This window comes from Tractidigestivibacter sp., from assembly GCF_057241865.1.
In genome coordinates, this window is the sequence record NZ_DBHHPX010000008.1 from 19,278 (window position 1) to 43,015 (window position 23,738).

The 23,738-nt window shown below is 61.1% G+C and carries 21 protein-coding genes and 1 tRNA gene; 5 read left to right on the plus strand and 17 right to left on the minus strand.

Annotated elements, in window-relative coordinates; genetic code table 11:
* Window positions 1-172 precede the first annotated feature (172 nt).
* The 11 genes from ilvD to ACO59D_RS04060 all read right to left on the minus strand — a co-directional run bounded on the left by ilvD (window position 173) and on the right by ACO59D_RS04060 (window position 10,895).
* Window positions 173-1,813 (minus strand): dihydroxy-acid dehydratase, encoded by a 1,641-nt coding sequence (ilvD, locus tag ACO59D_RS04010; protein WP_130812999.1) that lies wholly within the window; start codon window positions 1,811-1,813, stop codon window positions 173-175.
* A 79-nt stretch (window positions 1,814-1,892) separates the two neighbouring features.
* Window positions 1,893-3,269 carry a PTS galactitol transporter subunit IIC gene (locus ACO59D_RS04015; protein WP_130812998.1) on the minus strand — a complete coding sequence of 459 codons (1,377 nt, stop codon included), beginning with the start codon at window positions 3,267-3,269 and terminating at the stop codon, window positions 1,893-1,895.
* 67 nt (window positions 3,270-3,336) lie between these two features.
* On the minus strand, window positions 3,337-3,621 hold the full coding sequence (locus tag ACO59D_RS04020) for a PTS sugar transporter subunit IIB (RefSeq protein WP_130812997.1): 285 nt from the start codon (window positions 3,619-3,621) through the stop codon (window positions 3,337-3,339).
* Between the two features lie 50 nt (window positions 3,622-3,671).
* Complete coding sequence (locus tag ACO59D_RS04025; RefSeq protein ID WP_130812996.1) at window positions 3,672-4,133, minus strand: PTS sugar transporter subunit IIA; 462 nt, start codon at window positions 4,131-4,133, stop codon at window positions 3,672-3,674.
* 18 nt (window positions 4,134-4,151) lie between these two features.
* Window positions 4,152-4,781, minus strand: a complete 630-nt coding sequence (locus tag ACO59D_RS04030) for a bifunctional 4-hydroxy-2-oxoglutarate aldolase/2-dehydro-3-deoxy-phosphogluconate aldolase (protein ID WP_130812995.1) — start codon at window positions 4,779-4,781, stop codon at window positions 4,152-4,154.
* 385 nt (window positions 4,782-5,166) lie between these two features.
* The gene (locus tag ACO59D_RS04035) at window positions 5,167-6,240 is read right to left on the minus strand and encodes a phosphoglycerate dehydrogenase (protein WP_485125868.1); all 1,074 of its coding nucleotides are present in this window, start codon (window positions 6,238-6,240) and stop codon (window positions 5,167-5,169) included.
* A gap of 239 nt (window positions 6,241-6,479) precedes the next feature.
* Window positions 6,480-7,370: an HAD family hydrolase gene (locus tag ACO59D_RS04040; RefSeq protein WP_485125869.1), complete on the minus strand. Its 891-nt coding sequence runs from the start codon at window positions 7,368-7,370 to the stop codon at window positions 6,480-6,482.
* Complete coding sequence (locus tag ACO59D_RS04045; protein WP_242622276.1) at window positions 7,360-8,889, minus strand: citrate synthase; 1,530 nt, start codon at window positions 8,887-8,889, stop codon at window positions 7,360-7,362. The genes ACO59D_RS04040 and ACO59D_RS04045 overlap by 11 nt, the downstream gene beginning before the upstream one ends.
* 74 nt (window positions 8,890-8,963) lie before the next feature.
* Window positions 8,964-9,260, minus strand: coding sequence for an ACT domain-containing protein (locus tag ACO59D_RS04050; RefSeq protein WP_130812992.1), 297 nt, complete (start codon window positions 9,258-9,260; stop codon window positions 8,964-8,966).
* A gap of 207 nt (window positions 9,261-9,467) precedes the next feature.
* Window positions 9,468-9,968 carry a CarD family transcriptional regulator gene (locus ACO59D_RS04055; RefSeq protein WP_130812991.1) on the minus strand — a complete coding sequence of 167 codons (501 nt, stop codon included), beginning with the start codon at window positions 9,966-9,968 and terminating at the stop codon, window positions 9,468-9,470.
* Window positions 9,969-10,160: 192 nt separating this feature from the next.
* Window positions 10,161-10,895 (minus strand): peptidylprolyl isomerase, encoded by a 735-nt coding sequence (locus ACO59D_RS04060; RefSeq protein WP_485125870.1) that lies wholly within the window; start codon window positions 10,893-10,895, stop codon window positions 10,161-10,163.
* 223 nt (window positions 10,896-11,118) lie between these two features.
* Here ACO59D_RS04060 and ACO59D_RS04065 point away from each other — a divergent pair, with 223 nt between their 5' ends.
* A complete protein-coding gene (locus tag ACO59D_RS04065; protein WP_485125871.1) occupies window positions 11,119-12,882 on the plus strand; it encodes a beta strand repeat-containing protein in 1,764 nt (587 codons plus the stop codon).
* Between the two features lie 100 nt (window positions 12,883-12,982).
* Here ACO59D_RS04065 and ACO59D_RS04070 read toward each other — a convergent pair whose 3' ends face one another.
* Together ACO59D_RS04070 and ACO59D_RS04075 are read right to left on the minus strand one after the other, a co-directional pair.
* Window positions 12,983-14,968 (minus strand): subtype A tannase, encoded by a 1,986-nt coding sequence (locus ACO59D_RS04070; protein ID WP_485125872.1) that lies wholly within the window; start codon window positions 14,966-14,968, stop codon window positions 12,983-12,985.
* 68 nt (window positions 14,969-15,036) lie between these two features.
* A complete protein-coding gene (locus tag ACO59D_RS04075) occupies window positions 15,037-15,984 on the minus strand; it encodes a DegV family protein (RefSeq protein ID WP_485125873.1) in 948 nt (315 codons plus the stop codon).
* Between the two features lie 142 nt (window positions 15,985-16,126).
* On the opposite strand from ACO59D_RS04075, the gene ACO59D_RS04080 reads away from it, so the two are divergent.
* From ACO59D_RS04080 to ACO59D_RS04095, 4 genes are all read left to right on the plus strand, one after another.
* Window positions 16,127-16,483, plus strand: coding sequence for an acylphosphatase (locus tag ACO59D_RS04080; RefSeq protein WP_485125874.1), 357 nt, complete (start codon window positions 16,127-16,129; stop codon window positions 16,481-16,483).
* Window positions 16,484-16,491: 8 nt separating this feature from the next.
* On the plus strand, window positions 16,492-17,280 hold the full coding sequence (locus ACO59D_RS04085) for a DNA glycosylase (protein WP_485125875.1): 789 nt from the start codon (window positions 16,492-16,494) through the stop codon (window positions 17,278-17,280).
* The gene (locus ACO59D_RS04090; protein ID WP_130812984.1) at window positions 17,277-17,531 is read left to right on the plus strand and encodes an RDAC family protein; all 255 of its coding nucleotides are present in this window, start codon (window positions 17,277-17,279) and stop codon (window positions 17,529-17,531) included. The genes ACO59D_RS04085 and ACO59D_RS04090 overlap by 4 nt, the downstream gene beginning before the upstream one ends.
* Window positions 17,532-18,071: 540 nt before the next feature.
* Window positions 18,072-18,147 (plus strand) — tRNA-Phe (locus ACO59D_RS04095).
* A gap of 471 nt (window positions 18,148-18,618) precedes the next feature.
* Here the strand turns inward: ACO59D_RS04095 and ACO59D_RS04100 are convergent.
* The 4 genes from ACO59D_RS04100 to ACO59D_RS04115 form a co-directional block, all read right to left on the minus strand.
* Window positions 18,619-19,824, minus strand: a complete 1,206-nt coding sequence (locus ACO59D_RS04100; RefSeq protein WP_130812974.1) for an FprA family A-type flavoprotein — start codon at window positions 19,822-19,824, stop codon at window positions 18,619-18,621.
* A 274-nt stretch (window positions 19,825-20,098) separates the two neighbouring features.
* Complete coding sequence (locus ACO59D_RS04105) at window positions 20,099-22,063, minus strand: DUF2207 family protein (RefSeq protein ID WP_485125876.1); 1,965 nt, start codon at window positions 22,061-22,063, stop codon at window positions 20,099-20,101.
* Between the two features lie 112 nt (window positions 22,064-22,175).
* Window positions 22,176-22,826 carry an FHA domain-containing protein gene (locus ACO59D_RS04110; protein ID WP_130813150.1) on the minus strand — a complete coding sequence of 217 codons (651 nt, stop codon included), beginning with the start codon at window positions 22,824-22,826 and terminating at the stop codon, window positions 22,176-22,178.
* 418 nt (window positions 22,827-23,244) lie between these two features.
* The gene (locus ACO59D_RS04115; RefSeq protein ID WP_485125877.1) at window positions 23,245-23,679 is read right to left on the minus strand and encodes a hypothetical protein; all 435 of its coding nucleotides are present in this window, start codon (window positions 23,677-23,679) and stop codon (window positions 23,245-23,247) included.
* Between the last annotated feature and the right edge of the window lie 59 nt (window positions 23,680-23,738).

Here is a 23,738-nt window from a genome sequence, read left to right on the forward strand (position 1 = left end):
AGAGCCACGAAATCTTGTTGCGGCGCCCTGCGCGCACGCGCAGGGCGCCGCTTCTTGTAGTGAGCGCGGGGCATCGGCGGGGATGCTGCGGCGGAAGGTCGGGTTCTGGGCACCAGGAGGCTGGGTTTGCCGCCACCCGGGGCCCGAGCCCCGACCCAACAGTCCAGAAGCCTTAGCGCAGCACGGCTCCGGCCTTCGCGGACTCCACCTGTTCCGCATACCGCTTGAGCAGGTGCCCGCCATTCTCGCGGATGACAGGCTTCCATGTCGCACGGCGCGCGGCAAGCTCCTCGTCTGAGACATGCAGCTCTATGAGGTTCTTCGAGAGATCGACGTGGATCTCGTCCCCATCCCGAACCAGGGCGATTGCCCCGCCATCGAGGGCCTCTGGGCAGAGGTACCCAACGGAGAGCCCGCCCGAAGCTCCAGAGAAGCGTCCGTCGGTGATGACCGCGGAGTTGGGGATGCCCTTCATGATTTCGGTCACACGGTGCAGCTCCTTCATGCCGGGGCCGCCCTTCGGACCCTCGTAGCGCACGACGACGCCGGTGCCGGCCGTGATGGCATGCCGGTTGTACGCCGCAAACGCCTCCTCCTCGGAGTTGAACACTTGGGCACGACCAGTCCAGACATGCTGCCCCGCAGGCACGGCGCTTGTCTTCACGAGTGCACCCTCGGAGGCCAGGTTTCCATACAGCACCTGGATGCCGTTGCACACGGAAGCAGAGTCGTCCTGCGTGCGAATGACGGCACGGTCGACCTGCACTTCTCGGTCAAGGTTCTCGCCAAGGGTCCTTCCGGTGACGGTCATCACGGAAGTGTCGAGGTCTCCCTCGATGGTCTTGAGAACCGCCGGGACGCCGCCTGCCTTGTAGAGGTTGATGCAGCTGATGTCCCCGTTGGGGACCACATCGCACACGACCGGGGTTCGGCTGGTGATGTCCGCGACCTTGTCCCATGTGACCTCCAGCCCCAGCTCGCGGGCAAGGGCAGGCAGGTGCACCATGGCGTTGAGAGACCCACCGATGGAGGCAAGGAGCCTCACCGCGTTGTCGAGCGATGCTTGCGTCATGATGTCCGAGGGCCGGATGCCCCTGCGCACGAGGTCAACCACACGAGCACCGGTCTGACGTGCCGAGAAGCGCCGTTGGCTTGTAGAGCTTGGCCAAAGGGCACCGTACGGAAGCATCATTCCCAAGCCCTCGGAGAGGCACCCCATGGTGTTGGCGGTGCCCAGGAAGGGGCAGACGCCAGGCCCGGTGTAGTACCTGAGCGTACCCTCGATGACCTCGCGCTCCGTCGCCTCGCCGCGAAGGAAGCGCGCCCTCAGCGCCTTGGACTCGGACGGCCTGATCTCGTCATAGCAGGGACCAGCGGTAACGATGGCCGAGGGGAGGTCGATTCGCGCGGCGGCGTTGAGCATGCCGGGGATGATCTTGTCGCAGGAGCCCATGTAGACCACGCCGTCAAAGACGCCTTCGCCCACGATCATGGCCTCGCAGGAGTCCGTGATGAGGTCACGGTGGGGCAGGCAGTAGCGCATGCCGGGATGCCCCTGCGCAACGCCATCGCACATGCCAATCGTGTTGAACTCGATGGGCTCCCCACCCGCCTCGAGTATTCCCTTCTTGACCTCCGCCGCAAGCTGGCGCAATGGCTCGTGGCCGGGACATACCTCGTTCCAGCTGTTCGCAATGGCAATGAGGGGCCTGTCGGGATCCTCGAGCGAGTCGATGGAGATGCCGGCCGAGGCAAGGTGCGCCTTGGAGATTGCCCTCTGGAACGGCTCGAGCTGATCTATCTTGCGTTGCATATCTACTCCTTGCACGAAGGCGGACACTGTCCCTACGGCAGCATCCGCCTTTCGATCCGTCAGGGCAATGGGAATCCCACTACTCCTGAGCCTGCTCTGCGTATGCCTGAATCTTCTCCATGGTGACCTTCTCCTCGACAAACCACCACACGAAGGCAAACACCGCAACGAGAATAGCGATGCCGAGCCAAGGATTAGCGGAGATGCAGGTCCAGAAGACGATTGCAGTCTGGGTAAGAGACGGGCCAGCCATAGAAGCAATCTGGCCATCAAAAGCAAGACCGGCGGACTGAGCAAGCCCGGTCATGAACGGCGCGGCAGCGGTCCCAGCGTAGAGAATGGCCGCCATGACAGGAATCGACACGAGAATGGAGCGGAAGACATTGCCACGGCAGAGGGCCACAACCAGAGCCACTCGGAACGTGACAACAGCAAGGTCGGCAAGCGGCATCATGTGGTTGCCCGGAAGGATGAAGGCGAGAAGAATTGTGATGGGGATCATGATAAGGGCCGTGGTGATAACGTCAGGGTTTCCAACAACAACCGCCGCATCCAGTCCGATGGTCAGGGCCTTTCCACCAAACTTCTTGGAGGTGAACTCCTGGGCAGCCTCGGAGATGGGCATGAGACCCTCGACGAACATGGAGGTCATCTTGGGCATAAGCGCCATGACGGCAGCAACGTTAACTCCGGTGAGGACAACCTGGCTCCAAGGCAGCCAAGCAAGAAGACCCATTGCGCAGCCAAGAATGAAGCCAAGGATCATCGGGTCGCCAATGAAGCCAATCTTCTTCTGCACGCCCTTAATGGAGAAGCTGATGTCACGCACCCCGGGAATGCGGTCAATGAGCCAGTTGATAGGAGCCGCAATGATGATTGAGGAGATGTAGGAAACCGTAGGCAGGGAAACGTCGGGAATGCCGAAGAAGTGCTCGACAAGCGGCTGGGTCCAGTCGCAAAGCTTGAAGGAAATGATGGCCATCAGACCAGTTGCAACTAGGGCAAGCACGAAGTTGCTGGTCACAAAGAAGACGAGGATTCCGGCAATCATCATGTGGTGGTAGTTCCAGATGTCAACATCCATGGTGTTGGTCTTCTTAAGGACAAGCATGAGGATGTTGATGCCCAAAATCTCGAACACCAAGAAGGCGACGATTGGTGACGCCCAAGTAACAGAAGAGACGGCACCCCAACCTACATCAGTCACGTCAAGGGACAGGCCAAAGTTGGTAACCATCCCCGATGCCGCAGGGGTCACAGCTGTCTTCAAGAGGTTTACAAGGAGGTTAATCCCAACAAAGCCACACGTAATGGTGATGCCGCACTGGAACGCCTTGGAGACCTTTAGTCTAAAGACCAGTCCAAGGACGGTAATAATCACGGGAAGCATCACGTATGCGCCCGCACTCAGGAAGGCTTGGAACGCGGCGTAGATGCCGTTAACAACAACGTCCATTCAGGATCCTTTTTCTCGGGAGTTCTGCCGTATCACTACTCCGCCCAGTCTCAAATGCAGCGGGCATTTAGTCCTTCACTGCCTGGTAAATCTGCTCGAGGGTCTTGTCGGCACCAATGCCAGTCAGAAGGCTGATGCCCATGATTACGGGCGTCTTGATGTCGGGATCGGAGAACTTGCCCGAAGTCACAATCAGGTCGTATCCATCGCCCTTGTCGTGTAGCTCAATCATTCTGCACTGATTGGTCTGAACATCCAAACCCTTAGACTTGCAGTAGTCTCTAATCTTGCTTGCGACTACGGTTGACGTTGCGACCCCATTGCCACACGCAACCAATATGCGCTTTGCCATTTCTAATCCCTTCCCTATCCGCGTACCATCACCATTACGTACATCAAACCCTATGCAAGACTGCCTTTCAGCAGCTCGAAGGTCTCTTCTTTGCTACCAGAAGCGATGATTCTCTTCATGAGTCCTTGGTTTTGGATGAGAGAAACGACCTTCTGCAGCATGTCCAAATGCGCATGGGCCTCAACAAGGGCAAGCATGGCAACCAGCGACACCTTGCACGTTGAGTCAGGGTCATCCATCTTGCGCCAGTCCACAGGCTCCTTGAGTACCCCAACACATACGGCTGCCTTGTTCACGTTCTCCACGGCACAGTGCGGCATTGCGGCGTTTATACCTTGGACATCAAGAGCGGTTGGATAGTCAACCTCGCGCTCGGCGATGGCCTGTGGGTAACTCTCCTTTGCGTACCCCAGCTCTACGAGCCTACTTGCAAGTGCCTTCTCGACATCCTGATAGCTCTTGGCTCCGTCGAGAATCACAACGAGCTCAGGGCCAAATGCAACGTCTGCCATTCCGGATCCTCCTCTCTCCTACCAGCGGACCTTTTGCTCAAACGCCTCGATATCCGCCTTGAGCCCCGCGTCATCGGCTTCGATGATGTGCTTGGGGTCAAAGATCCCGGAGCCGATGCCTGCATAGCTGGCACCGTTGTCAAAGAATTCCTGGCAGTTGTCGCCATTCACCCCGCCCACGACCATGATGGGCATGGGGTTGAGAGGCGCCTGAATATCCCTTACGTACTTGGGGCCAAGGGTCCCCGCCGGAAAGACCTTCACGATGTCTGCGCCCATCTCGAACATGTTCCAGACCTCGGAAGGCGAGAAGGCCGAGGGGACGGTCATGAGGCCGTTTGCCTTGCAGATGCTAAAGATCTCCTGCGTGAAGCAGATGGGCGAGAGCGCAAAACGAGCCCCTGCCTCAACTGCGGCATTTGCCCGGACACTGGAGATGACGGTACCAGCGCCAACTAGAACCTCATCGCCAAATTCCCTGGAGACTCCCTCGATGATCTTCGCTGCGTCAGTCGTGTTCATGGCAACCTCGACGGCTCTCAGCCTAGTGCCAACCATGTTTTTTACTACGCATCGAACTTGCTCATACGTGTATCCCCGGAGAATGACCGTTACTTTGGGGAACTTGGTGATACTGGGGTCAATCACGTCATACCCTCCTGATTTGCATTGCGAGCATACGTTGAGACAATTGCATTAACTGTGCTTGTTAAGGAAATTTGACCACAATCTCACCATAAGTACAACCAGTATTTTTGAATGCGCATTTTTTGTATTAATTTGTGAGATTAAATGCCATTATTCATGGTATTTAAGAATTTTAAATGCATACTTTTTAATGATAGAGAGGTATATTCATCATTTCTTCATATTTTAAACGCAAGACTGATGTCTTCTCTGTCATTAGGAATGCATCAACCTACCAATTGCATGCATAAAGAAGGACGACGCCCGCCGGCTAAGCCGGTGTGTGGGCCTGAAGAGTCCGGTCCTACCCATCTGGCACGGTAGATACCACAGGACAAGCCGTGGCCTACTGTTTCCCGGTGGACTGCCCCATCACAATCATCGACTCGTAGAGATGCTGAGGCGTAATGGGATCAGGGGGCTCCACCCCAGACTTCACAGCCAGTATGTTGTCCACCACGATATTGCCCATGCGACGGCTACTCTCGAAAGTATTCCCGGCAACGTGAGGTGTGACCAGCACATTGTCGTAGTCGTAGTAGGGCTGGTGCTCAGGCGGCTCCTTGGAGAACACGTCAATCGCAAAACCGGCGAGCGCGCCTGATTGGAGTGCGTTGTCGAGCGCACCGTGCCTAACGATTCCCGCTCGCGCCGTGTTGATGAGAATGGAGCCCGGCTTTACGAGCCTAAGCTCACGCGCCCCGAGAAGGTTCCTCGTCGATTCGTCCAAAGGCAAGTGAATGGTGATGATGTCAGACCTTCTCAGCAGGTCGTTGAGGGTGGTGTAGACAACCCCGTAAACCGTGGCCTCATTGCGCTGGACAATGTCGTAGCCCAATATGTCCATGCCAAAGCCCATTGCTCGTCGGGCAACAGCGCAGCCAATCTGCCCCACCCCTATTATGCCGATGGTCTTCCCGTAAAGGCTGGTCCCAGTGAGTTTGGTCCAACCGCCGGAACGAGTGTCAATGACCATCTGCGAGATATAGCGCTCCAGGTCAAGGATGAGACCAAAGGTGAAATCTGCCGTCTCCTCTCGGTTGGAAGCCGGGGCATAGGTGACCTCGATACCCAGGTCACGTGCCTCGGCAATGTCAACGCCATCAAAGCCGACGCCATACCGGGCAATGATGCGGAGCCTCTTCAGACGGCGAATGACGCTGGCGGGCAGGTCATCGTTGCCCAAGATAATTGCGCTGGCATCCCCCGCGAAGTCGAGCATCTCCTCCTTTGTGAGTGGGCGGCCATACGGGTTGAGGCGAACCTCGCAGCCGGCAGCCTTGAGCCGCTCGATGGGCTCGTCCGAGCCCCTGCCAAACGTAACTGCTGTGGAGCACACAATCCAGTTGGAACTCATATCATTCTCCGCAAGGACGCCTGAACCCATAGAGCCCGAGAGCAGCGCGCTGCTCTGCGTCACATTGTATGTGCCCGCACTGCCTGACGCAGCGCTTAGCCAAGGATTCGCAAACTCCGTCCATCAGGGCCTCTCGCCCGCTTGGATATCACTTCCCCGGCATCCTGCTTGCCGCATAGTCGGCAAAGCCTGGCAGGCAGAGGCTTGCGACGCCATCGAGAGCGGCAGATGTGCCAACCGCAACCCAACCGTTTGCCTCGACGTCTTGGCAGGGAGACAAGCGTCGCGGCGGGCGGCGCAATCTACGCCCCCAGCACGCCCTCCAGGTACGTCGCGAAGCCACTCTCGGCATTAGTCGCCGTCACGTGGTCCGCTTCGCCTCGCAGTGCGTCGCACGCGTTGCCCACGGCCACGCCATCCCCCGCCGCGCGAATCATCTCGAGGTCGTTGGGAGAGTCGCCAAAGGCCACGGAGGCCTCGACAGAAATCCCCAGGTACCCGCAGAGCCACGTGAGCGCCGCCCCCTTGGAGGCGCGGGCGTCGACGATCTCGATGGCGCTCCCGTACGAGCCGGTAGGGCGCAGTGTGGGGTCACGCTCGACGGCAGCACGCGCAGCCGCGCCAACCCCAGCCGCCCCCGGGACGTCCCCCCAGCACATGCCCACGCGCTCCACCAGCCCAGCCTCGCGCATGAGTCGCGGCAGCGGCAGCGTCGCAATCGTGCGCGACCGACGCATGTAGGCAAGCTGCACCTCAGAGAGGCCCAAACACCCCAGGAGGTCCCATCCCGCCTGGTCCACGTACACCAGCCCATCGGCAAACACGTCGAAGGTCGCTCTGTCGAGAAGGCCCTCAACGCGCGAGAAGAGCGACAGCGCACGATTGACACCAACGGCGCAATCGAAGATCACGTGCCCTGACGGTGCCTCCACCACCACCGAACCATCGTCTGGCACGGCATAGCGTGTGGCCGGATGGCACCGGACCGCGGTCGGAATGGAGCTCCAAGCGCGACCCGTGCATGGCACAAACTCGATGCCCTCCTCGGCGAGACGGTCGAGCATGTCCATGTTGCGCGGCAGCAGCGTCTTGTCTGGGGCGAGGAAGGTATCGTCCATGTCGGCGAAGACGATGCGCGGCCGCACGCGGTTGCCAGAAGCACCACCCGAGCCGGGATGCCAGCTAGCGGCCATCCGTCTCGCCCTCTTCGACACCCGCGTCCGCAGCCGCGTCGCTCCCTGCTGCGGCTCCGCGCTCCGCCAGCGGCACATAGTCGCGCATGTCGAAGACCGAGCGGTACGCCGGTCGGATGATGCGGCCCGCACCGTAGAGCTCCTCCATGCGGTGCGCAGCCCAGCCGGCCACGCGAGCCATGGCAAAGATTGGGGTGTAGAGGTCCTTGGGCACACCCAGCATTGAGTACACAAAACCGGTATACATGTCGATGTTGGCGCAGAGGGGCTTTTTGGTCCCCTTCACGTCGCGCATGACCTGTGGCCCCAGGCGCTCGATGCTCTCGATGAGGTCGAGCTTGTCCTCGGCGCCCTTCTGGCGCGCGAGCTTGCGCGCGTAGCGCTTGACCAGCTGTGCGCGGGGATCGGAGAGCGTGTAGACCGCATGGCCCAAGCCATAGATGAGCCCAGTCTGGTCAAACGCCTCGCCTCGGACGATCTTTTCGAGATAGCCTGCAACCTCGTCGTCATTGGTCCAATCGGCCACGTGTGCGCCGATGTCGTCAATCATCTGGCCAACCTTGAAGTTGGCGCCGCCGTGCTTGGGACCCTTGAGCGAGCCCAGAGCGGCAGCGTAGGCGGAGTATGCGTCGGTGCCCGAAGACGACAGCACGCGCGTGGTGAACGTGGAGTTGTTGCCGCCGCCGTGCTCGACGTGAAGCGTGAGCATCACGTCGAGCATCATGGCCTCTTCGTGCGAGAAGCCCTCGTCGCCGCGGAGCACGTCGAGCACCGTCTCGGCCATCGAGAAGCCCTCGCGCGCGGGCGGCACCACCAGACGGTCCTCGTTCATGGCAGCCTCGCTTGCGGCGTGCGCCACGGCAGCCGTGCGCGGCCAGCGGCCGAGAAGCGAGAGCGCCACGTCAATCTCGTGCTCAGGTGACGTGTCGTCAGGCATGGGGTCGAAGGCATACAGCAGGAGCGTCGCGCGCTGCAGCACATTCATGATCGAGTGGCTGTAGGTAGTGCGGGGGAAGATCGAGAGGTAGCCGTCGGGAAGCTGCCTGCGCGAGTCGATGCGGGCACGGAAGTCGTCCAGCTCGCCAGCCGTGGGCAGGTGCCCCGTGATCACAAGGTAGGCAACCTCCTCGTAGCCAAAGCGGTCCTCTCTCTGCGGACCTGCCACCAAGTCCTCGATATGGTAGCCGCGAAGGATGAGGTCGCCCTTGTCGGGCATAACAACGCCGTTCTCCTTAGCGTAGCCATGCACGTTCGAGATGGTGGTGAGACCCACCAGCACGCCAGAGCCATCGGCGTTGCGCAGGCCGCGTTTCACGTCGTAGCGGCCGTAGAGGCCTCCGTCAAAGACGTCGGCGTCCTTGTAGCCCTCGTAGAGGCCATCAGAGACGGGAGGCCGTCCCAGCCCCTTGGAGGGCATGGGGTAGGCATCCACCACGTGGGTCATGGCGGAGGTGTCGAGCGTCGAGAGGATGGGCCCAAAGACCTCGTTCCTGCTGCGGTTTGTTTTGAAAAGGGGCATTGCCTAACACCTTTCTCTCCGCCCTAAAACGCGGGGCGAACGCAAAACTGGCCGTGTATTTGCGCGGATATGGGTTACAGGCGGTACATATAGTGGAAGACTTCCTCGCGCTGGATGCGAATCTGAACGCCCAGTCGCTCCGAGAGCGCGTCGAGAGCCCCCTTGAGTTCGGAGAAGTCCGTCTCGACCTCGGCCAGGTCCACGAGCATGGTCATCGTGAACGTGCCCTGCAGAATGGTCTGCGAGATGTCGAGGATGTTTACGGAACGCTCGGAGAGCTCCGTAGACACTGCTGCAACAATACCCGGGCGGTCATGCCCTAGGACGGTGATGATCGCGCGGTTCTTGTCTGTCTCGTCTGCGGTAGGCACGAACCCTCCTCGGTCGAGGCCATCTTGTATTTGGAGCTAATTCTACTCAAGAAGAGCGGCACAGGTCGCCTGCCACCGGGAATGGCAACGCAGCGGAAAGAATGCGCACGACAAGGGTCGCATACGAGAGAGCGCCGACCGCGCGTGGCGGCCGGCGTTGTGTGGGAGGCAGCCGGCGGCGGTTGCCGCGGAATCGTGCTTCTCTCGCTAGTTCTCCCCTTCTGCGGCGTCGAGTGCGCCCTGGAAGAGCGCCTGGACGTCCTCGGGCGTAGTGTCAAGCGCGACGGAGAGCTCCTGGAGCGAGCGGGCGGTTGCCAGCTTGAGTATGCGGTCGAATGCCACGGGTGGCTTCTTGTTGCGGGACTTGGCCTTGTCGATGCGCTCGCGGAAGGTCTTCGCGATGCGCACGGAATCTAGGCAGCTGCCACGGCGAATCTCGTCCTTGAAGTGCTGCTCTTCAAGGGTCCCACTATGCTCTGAGTACGGCTCCGCCTCCATGGTGGGATACTCGTCAATAATGGCGCGAGCCTCTTCGGCCGAGAGGACCGGACGCAGGCGAGACTCACTGGAGACAGGGTAGCTGATGCGCATGGGGCGGCGCTCACCCACGGGCATGAGCTGGTAGCAGGGGCTGGGACCATCCGTCACATCCTCGACGCGGCACACGCCCTGACCCGGATGGACAACATACTCACCAATCTCATACATGCAGAATCTCCTTTCTCATGTATGAGATTATAGCAGCATAGCAGCGTTTTTTATAGCTTTTTGATATACCCCTTGCCATATGGCGCAAAGGCCACTATTTTATTACGTTTATTTCGATGACGTGATGCACGATTTCCAAGACGTCGGATGGGCCGCGTACAGGCGCCGGGAGCAAAACCGCCAGCGCCGGCGTTAGTCCGCCATCGTGATGGAGGCAATCACCGGCTGGTCCCCGGCGGGAAGAATGCCGTTGGAATCTCCCTTGTCGGCCGTTGCGTCCACGATGGCGTCAACCACGTCCATGCCATCGGTCACGTTGCCGAAGGCGGCGTACTGCCCGTTGAGCGACGAGGCCGCCTTCTGAACGATAAAGAACTGCGAGCTGGCCGAGTTGTAATCCGACGAACGCGCCATCGAGATGGTGCCGCGCACGTGGGCAATGCTGTTCGTGACCCCATTGGCAGAGAACTCTCCCTTGATGGTTTTGTCAGAGCCGCCCGTGCCGTCGCCATTGGGGTCGCCGCCTTGAATCATGAAGTCCCTCACCACACGGTGGAAGGTAAGGCCGTTGTAGAAGCCCTGCTCGACAAGGCCGGCGAAGTTCGAGACGGTGATGGGCGCAACGTCGGCGTTGAGCGCGACCGAGATGGTGCCGTAATCCGTGACGTCGATGGTCGCGTGGTGGACGCCCGAGGCGTAGGTCCCCGTGGGCTGGCCGCTGGTGTCAGCGTCAGTCGAGACGCTGGTGGAGCCATCCGAGGAGGAAGTCGTCGAGCTTGTGCTGCTCTCGCCACTCGCGTCAGAAGGGGTGCCGCAGGCGGCAAGCGAGAGCGACGCCGCAACAAGCGTCAGGGTCAAGAATCCCCGCCTGGTAAGGGCTGTGGCTGTCGTACGTGCGCTGTTCTCGCCGAACGTGTCCTGATCCATGTGCGTGCCAATCGTCTGGGTGTGCCGTTTCCTCCGCTAACAATAGCAGGAGACAGAGGGACAGCCCCCTTGTCTCACTTCAGTATTCACACAGGGACCTTTGAGAGTTGATTCAACGTTATGCCCACGTGCTGTCGATGCGCCCACGACGCGGGAGCCCAGCCCTTGGCTGGACATACTGAGGCCAGGGAACGTTGCCAGACCACATCATAGGAGGTCCGGGATGAGAAGAGACAATATGGGGTGTGTGGACCAGATCGTACGCAAGGCAGGCGTCGCAGTTGTCACAGGAGCGCTGCTCCTCTCGCTTGCTCCCCTACCCGCGCTGGCAGCGGGCTCCAGCACCAGCGGCTCCGGCGCCGAAGCAAGCCAAACTGCCCCGTCGGGACAGCCGCCCTCCGGTGGAGGCGAGGCACCCGGCAACGGAGGCGCGCCCGGCGGCGCAGGCGGCGGAGCCAACACGATGACCTACGACTACACGGGCGTCCTCTCCGGCACCCTCGTGGCCAACGGAGACACGCAGGAGGCCTCAAGCCAGACCATCACCGCGACCGATGCAGACGTCAACGCGGCGCTGGCCGAGAACGGCGGCACACTCGCGCTCTCCGGCGTCACGCTCGAGAAGTCCGGCGACGACACCAACGGCGACAACTGCAACTTCTATGGCGTGAACTCAATCCTTCTCGCCGTGGGCGATGGGACAACCGCAAAGGTCTCAAACTCCAAGCTCAATGCCACAAGCGAGGGTTCCAACGCAATCTTTGCCACCGACGGCGCAACCATCTACGCAAACGGCGACACCATCACGACCTCGGCCGACAACTCGCGTGGCCTTGATGCCACCTACGACGGCACCATCATCGCGAACGAGATGGGCATCTCGACCGAGGGCGACCACTGCGCAAGCATCGCCACCGACCGTGGCGGCGGCAACATCTCGGTCACCAGCTCCACGCTCTCGACTGCGGGGTCCGGCTCGCCTCTGCTCTACTCGACCGGCGACATCGAGGTCTCGGGCATGACGGGCACCGCCACCGGCAGCCAGATCGCCGGCATGGAGGGGCTCAACACCATCCTCATCAACAACTCGACGCTTTCGAGCACCATCACCGAAAAGACCGCTTCGGACCCCGTGGCCAACGCGGTCATCATCTACCAGTCCACCTCGGGTGACGCCGAGTCGACAACCGGCGAGGCAGCATGCTTCCAGGCGGTTGGCTCCAAGCTCTCGAGCGCCATCCAGTCTGGGTCGTTCTTCTACGTGACCAACACCACGGCAAACATCCTGCTTGAGGGTACACAGCTCGATTACGACTCCTCGGCAGCCAACCTCATCCAGGTCGAGGGCAACGACTCCAACAACTGGGGTACGGCTGGCTCCAACGGAGGCACGGCAACGCTGACGCTTGCGGATGAGAGTGTCAGGGGCAACGTGAGCGCGGACATGACCTCCTCGTTGGCGCTCTACCTTACAGACAGCAGCACCTGGACGGGCGCGGCCTCGATCACTGAGAACGCCAACGGTTCTACCAGCGACTCCCCCATCACCGTAAACGTAGACGACGGGTCAACGTGGGTTGTGACGGCAGACTCGACCGTCTCGGCGCTCAACGTGGCCTCCGGCGGAAGCGTGGTGGACGAGAGCGGCAAGACCGTGACAATCGTGGCCAACGGCCAGACCATGGTCCAGGACACCTCCGACCTCACCGTCACCGTGACAGGCGCCTACTCCACGACCTACGACGGCACGGGCGCATCGACTGCCAGCACCGACCTCATCGACCGCAGTACCTTCGACGCGGAATGCGGCACGAGCACCACATTTGCCATGGGCGACTCAGACATCACCGCTGCCACCACTGTGTCGGACACAGCGCAGGATGGCACTGCAACCTCGGAGGAACCCACCGCAAGCGGCTCCACGAGCACGGGCAACGTCTTTCTCGACATCTGGAACGCAATCGTCGATTTCTTCTCAGGCAGGTAGGCTGTCCCTCCTCTTCCCCAGCCTTGCTGCCATGCACATACGCCCCCGGTATCCCACCTACTGGGGGCGCACTCATGAGACAAGGGGACCGTCCCTTGTCTCATGCGCAGCAGGAGACGATCCAGGCGAGAAGGTTGTCGTTCGCGGTGCCCGAGCGCTCGGCCATCACGTGGCCCTGACCCCACACGGGCACGTAGGACACATCCTCGACCCCGCTAAAGTGACGCAGTGCCAAAGCCAGGTTGGCCGAGACGGCAAGCGGCGTCGTGGTGTCAAAGACGCCGTCGCTGATGCGCCAATGCGGCGCCACCGCACCCGTGCCATAGCCTGCGTAGGTGCCACTCAGGAAATAGAGCGGGTTGAACATCGAGACGCGCGTGACCATGTCGGTGTCGAGGGAGTCGGTCTTCTCGAGGTCGTCCTGCCAGGCCGTGGCAAAGGACCCGTCCCAGCCCTGGAGCGTGGCGTAGCTGTCCGCGTTTGCCGCCACGCGATTGCCAACGATCTCGTCAAAGTGCAGGGTGCTCTCCTCGCCAATGCCAAAGAGCTGGTTGGTCTTGGTGGAGCGGTCAGCAGCGTCGAAGGCGGGAACCGAAGCCTCGGCGGGGCACAGATGCGTCGAGAAGTCGCGCAGGCTCGAGATCGAGACCGTCTGGCGGCTCACGTTGTAGTTGATCCACCAGTAGTCGGAGTTCAGTGCCGAGAAGTAATTCTGCACGGTGTCGTAGATGGTGGACTGCACCTGCGTGGTCCCCGTGGGGGGCGTCGTGGTCGTGGTTGTCGTAGTCGTCGTGATCGCGTCTGTCGACTCCGTGGTCTCCGTGCTGCCGTCGGCCGATGTCTCTGCCGAAGACTGCGCCTCTGCCGAGGACTGGGCTCCCTGTTTGGCCGCCGCCACGGCAGCCTCTGACGCTCGCGTGGTCGCAAGGTTGGGATCGCCGGGAAAGGTTGGGTCGTCGATACGCTGCGGTGTGTACGTGTACGGGAACGTGGTGTCCGAGACAAAGTTGGTCGCAGACTCGTCGAGGATGGAGAGGATCTGGCTCGCGTAGGAGCCCAGCGTGTAAACGCTGCCCTCCGACTCGTCGAGCGTGAGCTGGGAGTCATCGGAATCGCGTAGGTCCATCGCGTTGATGTAGCTGGCGTAGTCTGCGGCAAGCCCCTGTGAGAGAGCTGCAGTCCATGTGCCGTCGGCGCGTGTGGCCGCGGTCGAGAACTGCCCCATCATCCACTCGTAGGAGGCGTCGGCAGTGTCGAAGGAGGTAACGGGGCACCATGAGGCGCTGCCAAAGATGGCGTCGGAGACCGTGTTGCCTTCGGCGTCGTGCGTGATGGCGCCAATGGAGTCCAGGTAGGGCTGGTAGGCCTCCGCATCACCGGCAGAGCCGAGGAGCGCGCTTACGCCGCCGCCCGCCGAGAAGCCAAACGAGAAGACCCGCGACGCGTCACAGGGGAGCACGCCCTTGTTGTAGCGCAGGTAGCGGATGGCGGCCTTGAGGTCCACCACCGGCCAGGGGGCGCCTCCGGGATAGAGGTCGGTCGAGCCGTTCGAGGAGTCGTAGCCGGCACTTCTCCCGCGAAAGCCCGCATAGACGTAGATACAGCCGGCATCGAGGAAGGTGCCCAGCCCGTCATAGCCGTACTTGGTGGGACTCGCCTGCGGGGAGAGCGTGCCGCTGTTGATGGGCAGAAGGATGGGCGCCGTCGACGGCGTGAAGCCACCCACCACGGCCTTATCGTTTATGGTGCAGGAGTAGGTGTCGCCTTTCTTCTCGGCGGTGAAGTACTTGCCGGGGACGAAGATCGCCAGGGATTCGTAGGTGGTCGTGGCGGGCTTCAGGCAGTACGTAAGGCCAAGCTGGTAGTAGACGTCGTTGTCTGCATCGTACTTCCAGGCAGTGGTGTCGAGCGCCAGGCTCTTGAACTCGCCCAGGTCAACGTTCTCCGCGGGCTGCAAGGTCGAATCGACCGACTGGTCTGTGGTGTCACTAGGCTGCTGCCGCGTGGGAGCGCTGCAGGCAGCAAGGCCCACGCTCGCCGCGCCAGCCGATGCAAGCTCGAGGAATTCCCTTCTTGTCCAGCTCATTGCAGACCTCCCCTGGATGCGATGGGGCACGCTGCCCCAGAAAACGTGATTGGTGTGGCGAGACGTGCCTACTTGGCCGACTTGCCCTTGTTCTTGGCATCGTTGTACCTGTCGTCGCGACGGTCCGGACCCCAGAAGCAGCAGGAGTACATGCCGGGCCCAACGTGGCAGCCGATGGTTGGGCCAATGGTGGAGCGATAGACCTTGAGCGTGTGCTCGGACGGCTTGAGTATGCGGGCGAGCGAGTCACCGTCGGCCACGCAGTCCGCGTCGCCAATGGCCACCACATGGCCGAGGTAGGACGAATCGTGGAGCTCCTCGTAGAAGTCGGCCATCTTGCGCATGGCCTTCCTGCGCCCGCGCGCCATGCCCATGATGGCCAGCGAGCCGTCGAGGTTAAAGGTGAGAAGTGGCTTCACGTCGAGAAGACCGCCCACCACGGCAACCGACTTGGGGATGCGTCCGCCGCGGTGCAGCGCGTCGAGGTTGTCCACCATGAAGATGGTGTGCGCGTGGAAGCGCGCATCCTCGGCCCACGTGACAATCTCCTCCGCGGTCATACCCTGGTCGCGCTTCTCGACGGCAGCGTGGACAAGCAGGTTCTGCGTGGTGGAGCCGATAAGGCAGTCAATAACGTAGATGGGCGTGGGGAGCGTGCCGCCGTGCCTCTCGCACACGCGCTCAAGGGCCGTAACGGCACCGTTATACGCGCCGGAGATGCCGCTGGAGAGGGCAAAGTGGACCGTGGGGACACCGGAGGCAATGGCCTTCTCGAACGCCTCCTCGTAGACCATCTGCGAGGGCTGCGAGGTCATGGGGCAAGCGCCGTTCTCGATGGCGGAGTAGAACTCATGGGCGGTGCGGGACTGGAAGAGGTCATCGACACCCGAGAGGCCACCGTCGGGCTTGCCGGCCTCGGTGTAGGTGAACGAGAGGCACGTGATGCCTGCCTGCTCGACCTCCCCGACGGAAAAGTCGCAGCACGAGTCCGTCATGATGTTGCACTTGGTCGCCATGTGGTCTCCTCAGTTGCCCTTGATATCCGGGTAGTATTGTAAGCGTACCCGTGTACGCGGGCTGCTGTGCAGGCAACAACCACGAGAAATGGAAAGCCGGCAGGGGGCTTGGTGACGCAGGCGGGCGTTCGAGGGAGGTACCATGTTTGGGAAAAGGCACGAGGGCAGGCGAAGGGACAACGCGACGGCTGGCGGCGCAGCGGCGGCTGGCGGCGGTGGCACGCGGCGCATCCGCGTGCGCTTCGTGGGCCAGGTCCAAGGCGTGGGCTTTAGGTGGACCAGCCAGCGCGTGGCACTTGATCTTGGACTCACCGGCTGGGTGAGAAACGAGCCGGACGGTTCCGTGAGCATGGAGCTCCAGGGGCCGGATGAGACTGTCTCCACGTTCTTCACGCGCCTCCTCGAGAGCTACCGGCGTTTCCCCATCCGCTACTCCATCGACGCCAAGGAGGACATCGCGCCCGTCCCGGACGAGACCGAGTTCTCCGTGCGCTTCTAGGCGTCTCCATGGCGACGATTGAGACCGCGCTTTTCTCGCTTGATGCCGTTGCCACATCGGGTCAGGTCTTCACGTGGCGGCAGGTCGAGAATGGCTGGCTCGTGGCCAGCGGTCACAGGCGCTGCCTGCTCTCGCAGAAGGGCGGTGCCGAACAGGGCGCGGTGTGCGTGCGACGCGCCAACGGGGAAGACGTTGAGATCGGCGAACTTGCCTTCTGGTGCCACTACCTGGCCCTCGACGTGGATTACGAGAAGATTCTGGGCGAGCTTGCGATGCCTGACGAGGTGATTCGCGTGGGCGCTGGAATCCGGGTGCTTGCGCAGGACTGGTGGGACACTACCGTGAGCTTTGTTGTGTCGCAGAACTCGAACATCGCGCGCATACAGAGGACGATGGACGCACTGCTCGACGCGGGTGCGGGATACGTCCCTGGACCAAGCGAGCTGGCGGCGCTTCTCGCCGACGAGTCGTTTGCCGAGAGACTCAAGCTGGGATACCGCAGGCCCTACCTTGAGGCGCTTGCCGAGCGCGCGGCCACGTGGCATCCCACGCGGCTTGACCGTAGCGACGTCACGCTCGAGGAGTCCATGGAAGAGCTCGAGGAGAGCGCAGGCATTGGTCCTAAGGTGGCAAGTTGCATCTGCCTCTTTGGGTTGGGATATCTCGAGGCAGTGCCGCGTGACACCTGGATCAAGCGAGCCGAGCGCGAGTACCACGTGACGTGGGACCCGGTGTGGGGCGGAATCCAGCAGCAGTTCGTGTTCGCGTGGATGCGCGAGAAGGGGCGCGAGAGATGAAGGTTGTCAACATCCTGGAGATTGCGGACGTCAACGAGGCACTGCTCAACGCAGGCATTCCCGCGCGCGTGCGGCTGCGCGATGCGTGCGGTGGACAGTCGCTCTGGGTAGAGGTGAGCCGCGAGGCAGTTGCCGAGAAGGACGAGGCGGCGGTGCTGGCATCGGCGCGCGAGGTTGTGAGCTCGTACTTCGTGGGGCGCACGAAGCCCGTGGCATTCGACGAGGACGGGAAGTCGTTTCGGCTTGCATAGGGGCCGGGCGGCGGCGGGAGTGCCGGCGTTGCAAACCGCGGAGTCTCACCGCTTGGGCATCGCTGGCCGTCCAAAATCTCGCTGCTGGCAGAAAAGTGCCATCGTGCGTACGCACAACTGGGATTTTCTGCCCAATTGACCCTTTCATAGCCGCCGCATGGCAGAAAAGTGCTGTCGTGCGTACGCACAACCCCAAATCGTTGACGTGTCTCTCTCGCCCAACTGGGCAAACGCCGAAGCCTTGTCAGGAATTGTCAGTCGTGCGTACGCACAACGGACCTGTTCTGCCATAACATCTCAGCCAAGGCCCCAATCTGCCAGTTTTTCTCCATCGTGCGTACGCACGATGGCCAACTTCCGCCACACAAGCGATATCGGTGCTGAGAGACCCAGGGAATCCAACAAGCAAGCCATCCCCAAAGCCATCAGGCCCAGTTCCAAGCCACAGCACAACGATGATTTTCTCGTTTGGCAAAACTTTGGCGTTGACGTCTGCTTCCGGTTTGATATAGTAAACGAGCTTGCAAGAGCAAGCCTTTTGGCTGGGTAGCTCAGTTGGTAGAGCAGGGGACTGAAAATCCCCGTGTCAGGGGTTCGATTCCCTTCCCCGCCACCAGTGAATTAGGCCCCGTATCTGCGAAAAAGCGATGCGGGGCTTCGAATTTTGATAAGGGGTCCCAAGAGCGCTTGTCGGCCGGGAGCGCATGCGCCTCTCGCCCTCGCCGGTAACCTCCACAACCTCTGCCCAGAGCGTCCGCGCTGGTTTTCTGGTAGGGCACCTGCTTGCCTCGGTGCCCGCATATACCGCTGAGAGACGTCACGACCTTGGGAGTCATGCGGGTCGGCAAGCGGTTCGCTCCCATCCGTACAAACCCGGCAGGCAGTCACATGGCTGTCTGCCATACGGTACTAGATAGCATATGGAGAGATTGCCTGACCCCTCGGCTCTCTCAAAAGTTCCGCTCGACCCCAAAGCCTCATCTTCTTCGGCGGCATTAGCTGCTCTCTCCGCAATGCCCCAGCACAAAAGATGCGGGACTCCGGGTTATCCGGAGCCCCGCCGTCTATCAAGCAGCCCTAGGCTTCCCTACTTGCCAAGCTTTTTCACAATCGCCGCGGCAAGCGCGTCAAGCTCCTCAAGCGCGGACCCGTCCACCACAGAGGTCACGTGCACGTGCGGGTCGAGAATCTCCATGCCCTTCATCTTCTGGATGGCGTCGAGCATGAGATGCCCGGCCTGCGGGGCCCACGAGCCGTTGTAAATCACGCCCACGGTACGGTTCTTCATCGCGTGGGCGGCAAGGTCCTCGAGAAGCTCGCGCATGCCGTCAAAGATGCCCATGTTGTACGTCGCAGAAGCAAAGACCAGCGTCGGCGAACGGAATGCCTGGGAGACCAGCTCCGAGACAGAGGTCTTGGAGACATCGTAAACGCGCACGTTGTGGACACCCGCCTCGGCCAGTTTGACAGAGAGAATGTCCGCAGCGTTGGCGGTTCCGCCATAGATCGAGCCGTAGTAGATGACAACGGAGTTGTCCTCGGGCTCATATGCTGCCCACTTGGCATAGAGAGAAAGAATCTGGTCAAAGTCGCGACGCCAAATGTGCGCGTGCAGGGGAGCAATCTCCTTGATGTCGAGCTTCGAGACCTTCTTGAGTAGCGAGGCAACCTGAGGACCGTACTTGCCCACGATGTTGGCGTAGTAGCGACGCGCCTCGTCGGCCCAGTCACGCTCCCAGTCAACCTCGTCGGCAAAGATGGCACCACCTATGGCACCAAAGCCGCCAAAGGCATCTGCTGAGAAGAGCGTGCCCGTGAGCTGGTCGAAGGTCACCATGACCTCAGGCCAGTGAACCATGGGGGCAAGGACAAACTGAAGGGTATGCCGACCCAGGGAGAGGGTGTCGCCTTCCTTGACCTTGATGGCATGGGGCTCGGGGTCAAATCCGTGGAACTGGCGGATAAGATCGAAGGTCTTGGGGGTTCCCACAAGCTTGAGGTTGGGCCACCTTTGGACAAGATCTGGAATAACGGCGCAGTGGTCGGGCTCCATGTGATCAATCACGAGATAGTCAAGGGTGCGGCCGTTCAGGACGTGCGCGAGGTTCTCCTCGAACTGGCGAGAGACGGACTCGTCCACGCCATCGAGAAGGCAGGTCTTCTCGTCCATGATGATGAAGTTGTTGTATGACATGCCATTGGGGACCGGATGGGTGTTCTCAAACAGCTGAATCCTGCGATCGGATGCGCCTAGCCACCACGTATCCTTGTTGATCTCGCGCACGTTATACATTTCTCTCCCTTCAGCTGCCACCAGTGCAGCAGCAGCGCGCACACGCCTACTAGTTGACCGCATTCATGCCAAATGCCCCGCATATCTTGCACCGGGGCGTTCGGCACGCACTCAAGTAGTCCGCACTGATGATATTCGATTCCAAGAGGCTCCACGAGCCAGAGCCAAGAGAACCCCAAACTCATACGAGAGAAGCACTTTCTGTTGGGTAATGCTCTGATGCACGTGCCCGCACGGGTTGACGAAAAGAAGTCGGCGAGGCGAGCTGATGCCGCTAGAAGGCACCTCCTCCGCCGCCACCGCCAAAGCCGCCGCCACCGCCGGACGAGAAGCCGCCGCCAAAGCCGCCGCCACTTGAGTCGGAGGATCTTGCAATCGCAGCAACCGAGGCCTCGTGAACAGCACTGGTAAAGACATCCGCGGGAGAGGCCATATCGGACCGGCCAACGTAGTACCAGTAGTAGACCGGCATGAAGTCCGGATTGTCGATAATCTCGGGCTTCACCATCTTGAGCTGCTCAATGACCTCATCTGCAATGCCAAGCGCCACCGCCATCACCAGCAGGCGGTTCCAGAGGATAACGTCACCCGGTACCGCCTCCTCAAGGCGGGTGAACTCCGTAAGCCAGCGCTTAAGGGCGATGACCTTAGCCTTTGCCTCGACGGCCTCCAGGCTGATGTCCTTCATATGGTTCTCGCTCATCATGAATAGGGTAATCGCACCGCAAACGCCACAGATGACAGCGACCGGAAGGACGAGAAGAGGGTCACCGCCGAACCAGACGCCCACGACGAACACCTCGAGAATGGCTGCCAAGATCGAGAGCGATCCGAGCGCAAGCGCAGTTCCTCGACCAGTCCCTTTGAGAGAGCCATTGCCCGAGAAGCGTCGGAAGTACTCGCCCTTGATGGTGTCCTGCCAAGACTCGTAGGCCTTTGCGTACTTCTCGGAAGACCTCTTTGCGTAATCCTTGATGGTAGAGAAGTAGAGCGCCGGCTCGTGTCCAGTATACGAGGGATCATCCGGCGGCTCAATCCTACCTGCGAGCTGCTTGAAGAGGAACTTCTTGGTTTCAAGGTCAACGCATCGGGCAGACTTGCGCTCCTGGGCCGTCCCCATCGTTGGCTCGGGCACCTCTCCCACGAGCGACGCACGGTAGTCGTCCACCTGCTTCGAGCCAAACATCCTCTTCTTTTCCAACTTGACCTTGTCGAGCTTGACGACATGCTCGTCGGTAAGGCGCATGAGGGATGAGGTGAGCGCCTCAGAACCCGGATCTTCATCCGAGACGAGCATTGCAAGGACAGCAGGGTGGTCTCCCGTGGGGACGTCACGGAAGTAATCGTCATCGAACTGCGCGGTGTGGGTCTCCTTGTACTTGCGTTTTGCGATAACGGCAGCCGCAATCGCAGCAACCGCAACGGCAAGACAGGCAACCGTCAAGCCGTACAGGGCAAAGCGTGCCGCAGCGCGGCGGGCGTTCGCCTCGTCAGCGTTCTTCTGCTCCTCCGAAAGGATGGAGCTCAGCATGGTACCCGACGTCTCGGGACAGTCGGAGATCCAGCTTGCGGGGAACACGATGCGAGCCTCGGCGTACTCGCTGGAGCCAACGCCCGGGACTGTGTAGACAACCTCATTCCCATCAAAAGACAGGCTTGCATCCAGCGGGCCGTGTCCCCAGGCGCGAACGTTGTCTCCCGCCTTGACCGACTCCCCCTCGGGTACGGGTAGCGTGACGGTGCAGGTGACGTTTTGCGACTCGACGTCCCAGCCGTCCGAGACGAACTTCCAGTACAGTTCCCCCGTGTCAGACCAGCGCGTGGCAATGCCGTCGGCAACGTAGATAATGAAGAACTGTGTCGTGGTGTCGCTCTGGGCAGAGTAGAGCTTCACCTGCAGATACGACCCCATATCGGTGATTGAGTACGTCTCGTTCGCACCCGAGGTGGTCTCCGTGAACAGTCGGGCATTGCCGCCCTCGACCACGCCCGCACCTTCCACCTGCACGCTCACCATGCGCCCGTTGGAGCTGTTCTTCCCCTTGGGAATCTTCCAGTAGACACCATGGAAGTCTCCGTCGAAGTCGAAGGTGCGCACCTCGGTCACAGTGAGCTTTCCGGCTATGTCCAGGCTCGCGTTGATGTTTGTCTTCGTCATGCTGTAGTCGTCTGCCCGTGCCGGAGTGGCACCAAGCGCCACAGCAAAGAGCAGCGTGAGCAGCGACAAGGTGAGAAGCAATAGCCGGTGATATCTTGAGGCACAAACAGGGCGCCGGTCTCTCATAGAGTCCCCCAATGCATGGTTGTGGAAAATCCTGTGGCATCGCGACCCCAGAATAGCAGAGCGCAGGTCACAACTCGGCCTGCACCGCCGTGACGAAAGTGCCACAGACAGAGACTGTCCAACCAAGTGGGACGAGAACCTCCCCTCTCACCTCCCTTCCGGAGAACGTTGCCGGGTTAGTGGCCCCCAGGTCTACAACACGCATTCCCTTCTCGCCCTCTCCCGCAGGGAGTATTCGCACATGCGAGCGAGACACGGCACGGGAGTGGAGAACGACGTCGCTCGTGGAGTCACGGCCTAGAACGAGGCCCTTCTCGGGTATGGGCAGCCGCACGTCGGCAGATGGCGTGCGCACCCAGCAGAGGATCTCGCTAGGAGGTGGCGAGGTCTCCACGCCTGCGTCGCGTGGGCCGCCTGTGCCTGCGTCGGTTGGGCTGTCAGCGACGGAAAGGTCCAAGGTGTCGTCCTCCCACCCCGGAGCCGACTCCATCGGGGAAAGCCCGGCATCCCACAGGAATGGCTCGTCCTCCCTAAGCTCGGGTAGCTCAGCGTATTGCGAGGCTGCGCCCGTCTCCCCTTCCACGGGCTTCTCGCTATCGCGTGTTGCCGCGCCATCCTGTTCGGCAGGGAACTCGTACAGACATCCGTAGCACACGTGCATGTCGGCAAAAAGCACCTCGCCGCAACGGGGGCACACCTTTGTCTTGTACGCCTTCATGACCCAATCACCTCCCTTACAGGCTCAAGAAGCCCAGCGCACCGCTGCGTCGCACGCCGGGGAACAAACGAGAGCGAGGCGACTCGCAGCGTCTCTCCCACACCCGGCCACGGACAGGGACTTGCAGGGCGTTCGAAGACACAGAACCCCTCGGCACAGGAGAGGACATGCCCTGGCCGCAGCGCCCGCACGGAGGCGAGCACCTCTCCGCACTTTCCCACAATCGCAACGTCAATGGGATACGCCATCCCATACGTATGAATCGAGCCGCACCTCATGAGTGCCACAGGCAGCGCAGACGGCCCGGTTCCGAGAAGACCTATGAGTTTCTCAGCCCATGATGAGAGGACCCTGAACCCCAACGCAGGCGAGTCCTGCTCGACTGTCGGGCTCTCCATCTCGACGCACATCCACCTCATCAGACCACCACCCCCGGTCGGTACCTATCGATAACGAGCGTTCGCTCGTGCCGCAACTCAAGCGGAGCGACGTACGTGATGCCCGGAAGCCGAAGCTCTCTGGGCCATGGTCGAAACACAAGCGTGCAGGTGTAGCGCGTGAGGAGCGGGGCTACCGAAAGAAGCCGCTCGCCCTCCCCCGCAACGACACGCTCCGCTCGCACCTCAACGTCACAGCGTTCCTCCCGGCCCAGCGCGGAGCGAAGGGCCTCCTCGACCGCAGCGACCGAAGCCGTCATGCTCTGCTCCCCTGCTGGGGAAACGCCTTCGGCGATGACCTCGTCGAGACTCAGGCGGTCAAACGCCGCGCAGGCGTCCACGAACTCCATGAGATTCACCACAATCAGGGCAACCACGATGATCACGGGTACGAGAACGGCAAGCTCCACAGTCATCTGCCCGGATTGCTTGCCTGGACTCCCAACGCGCTGACGCCCACAGGCCGCACACCTCC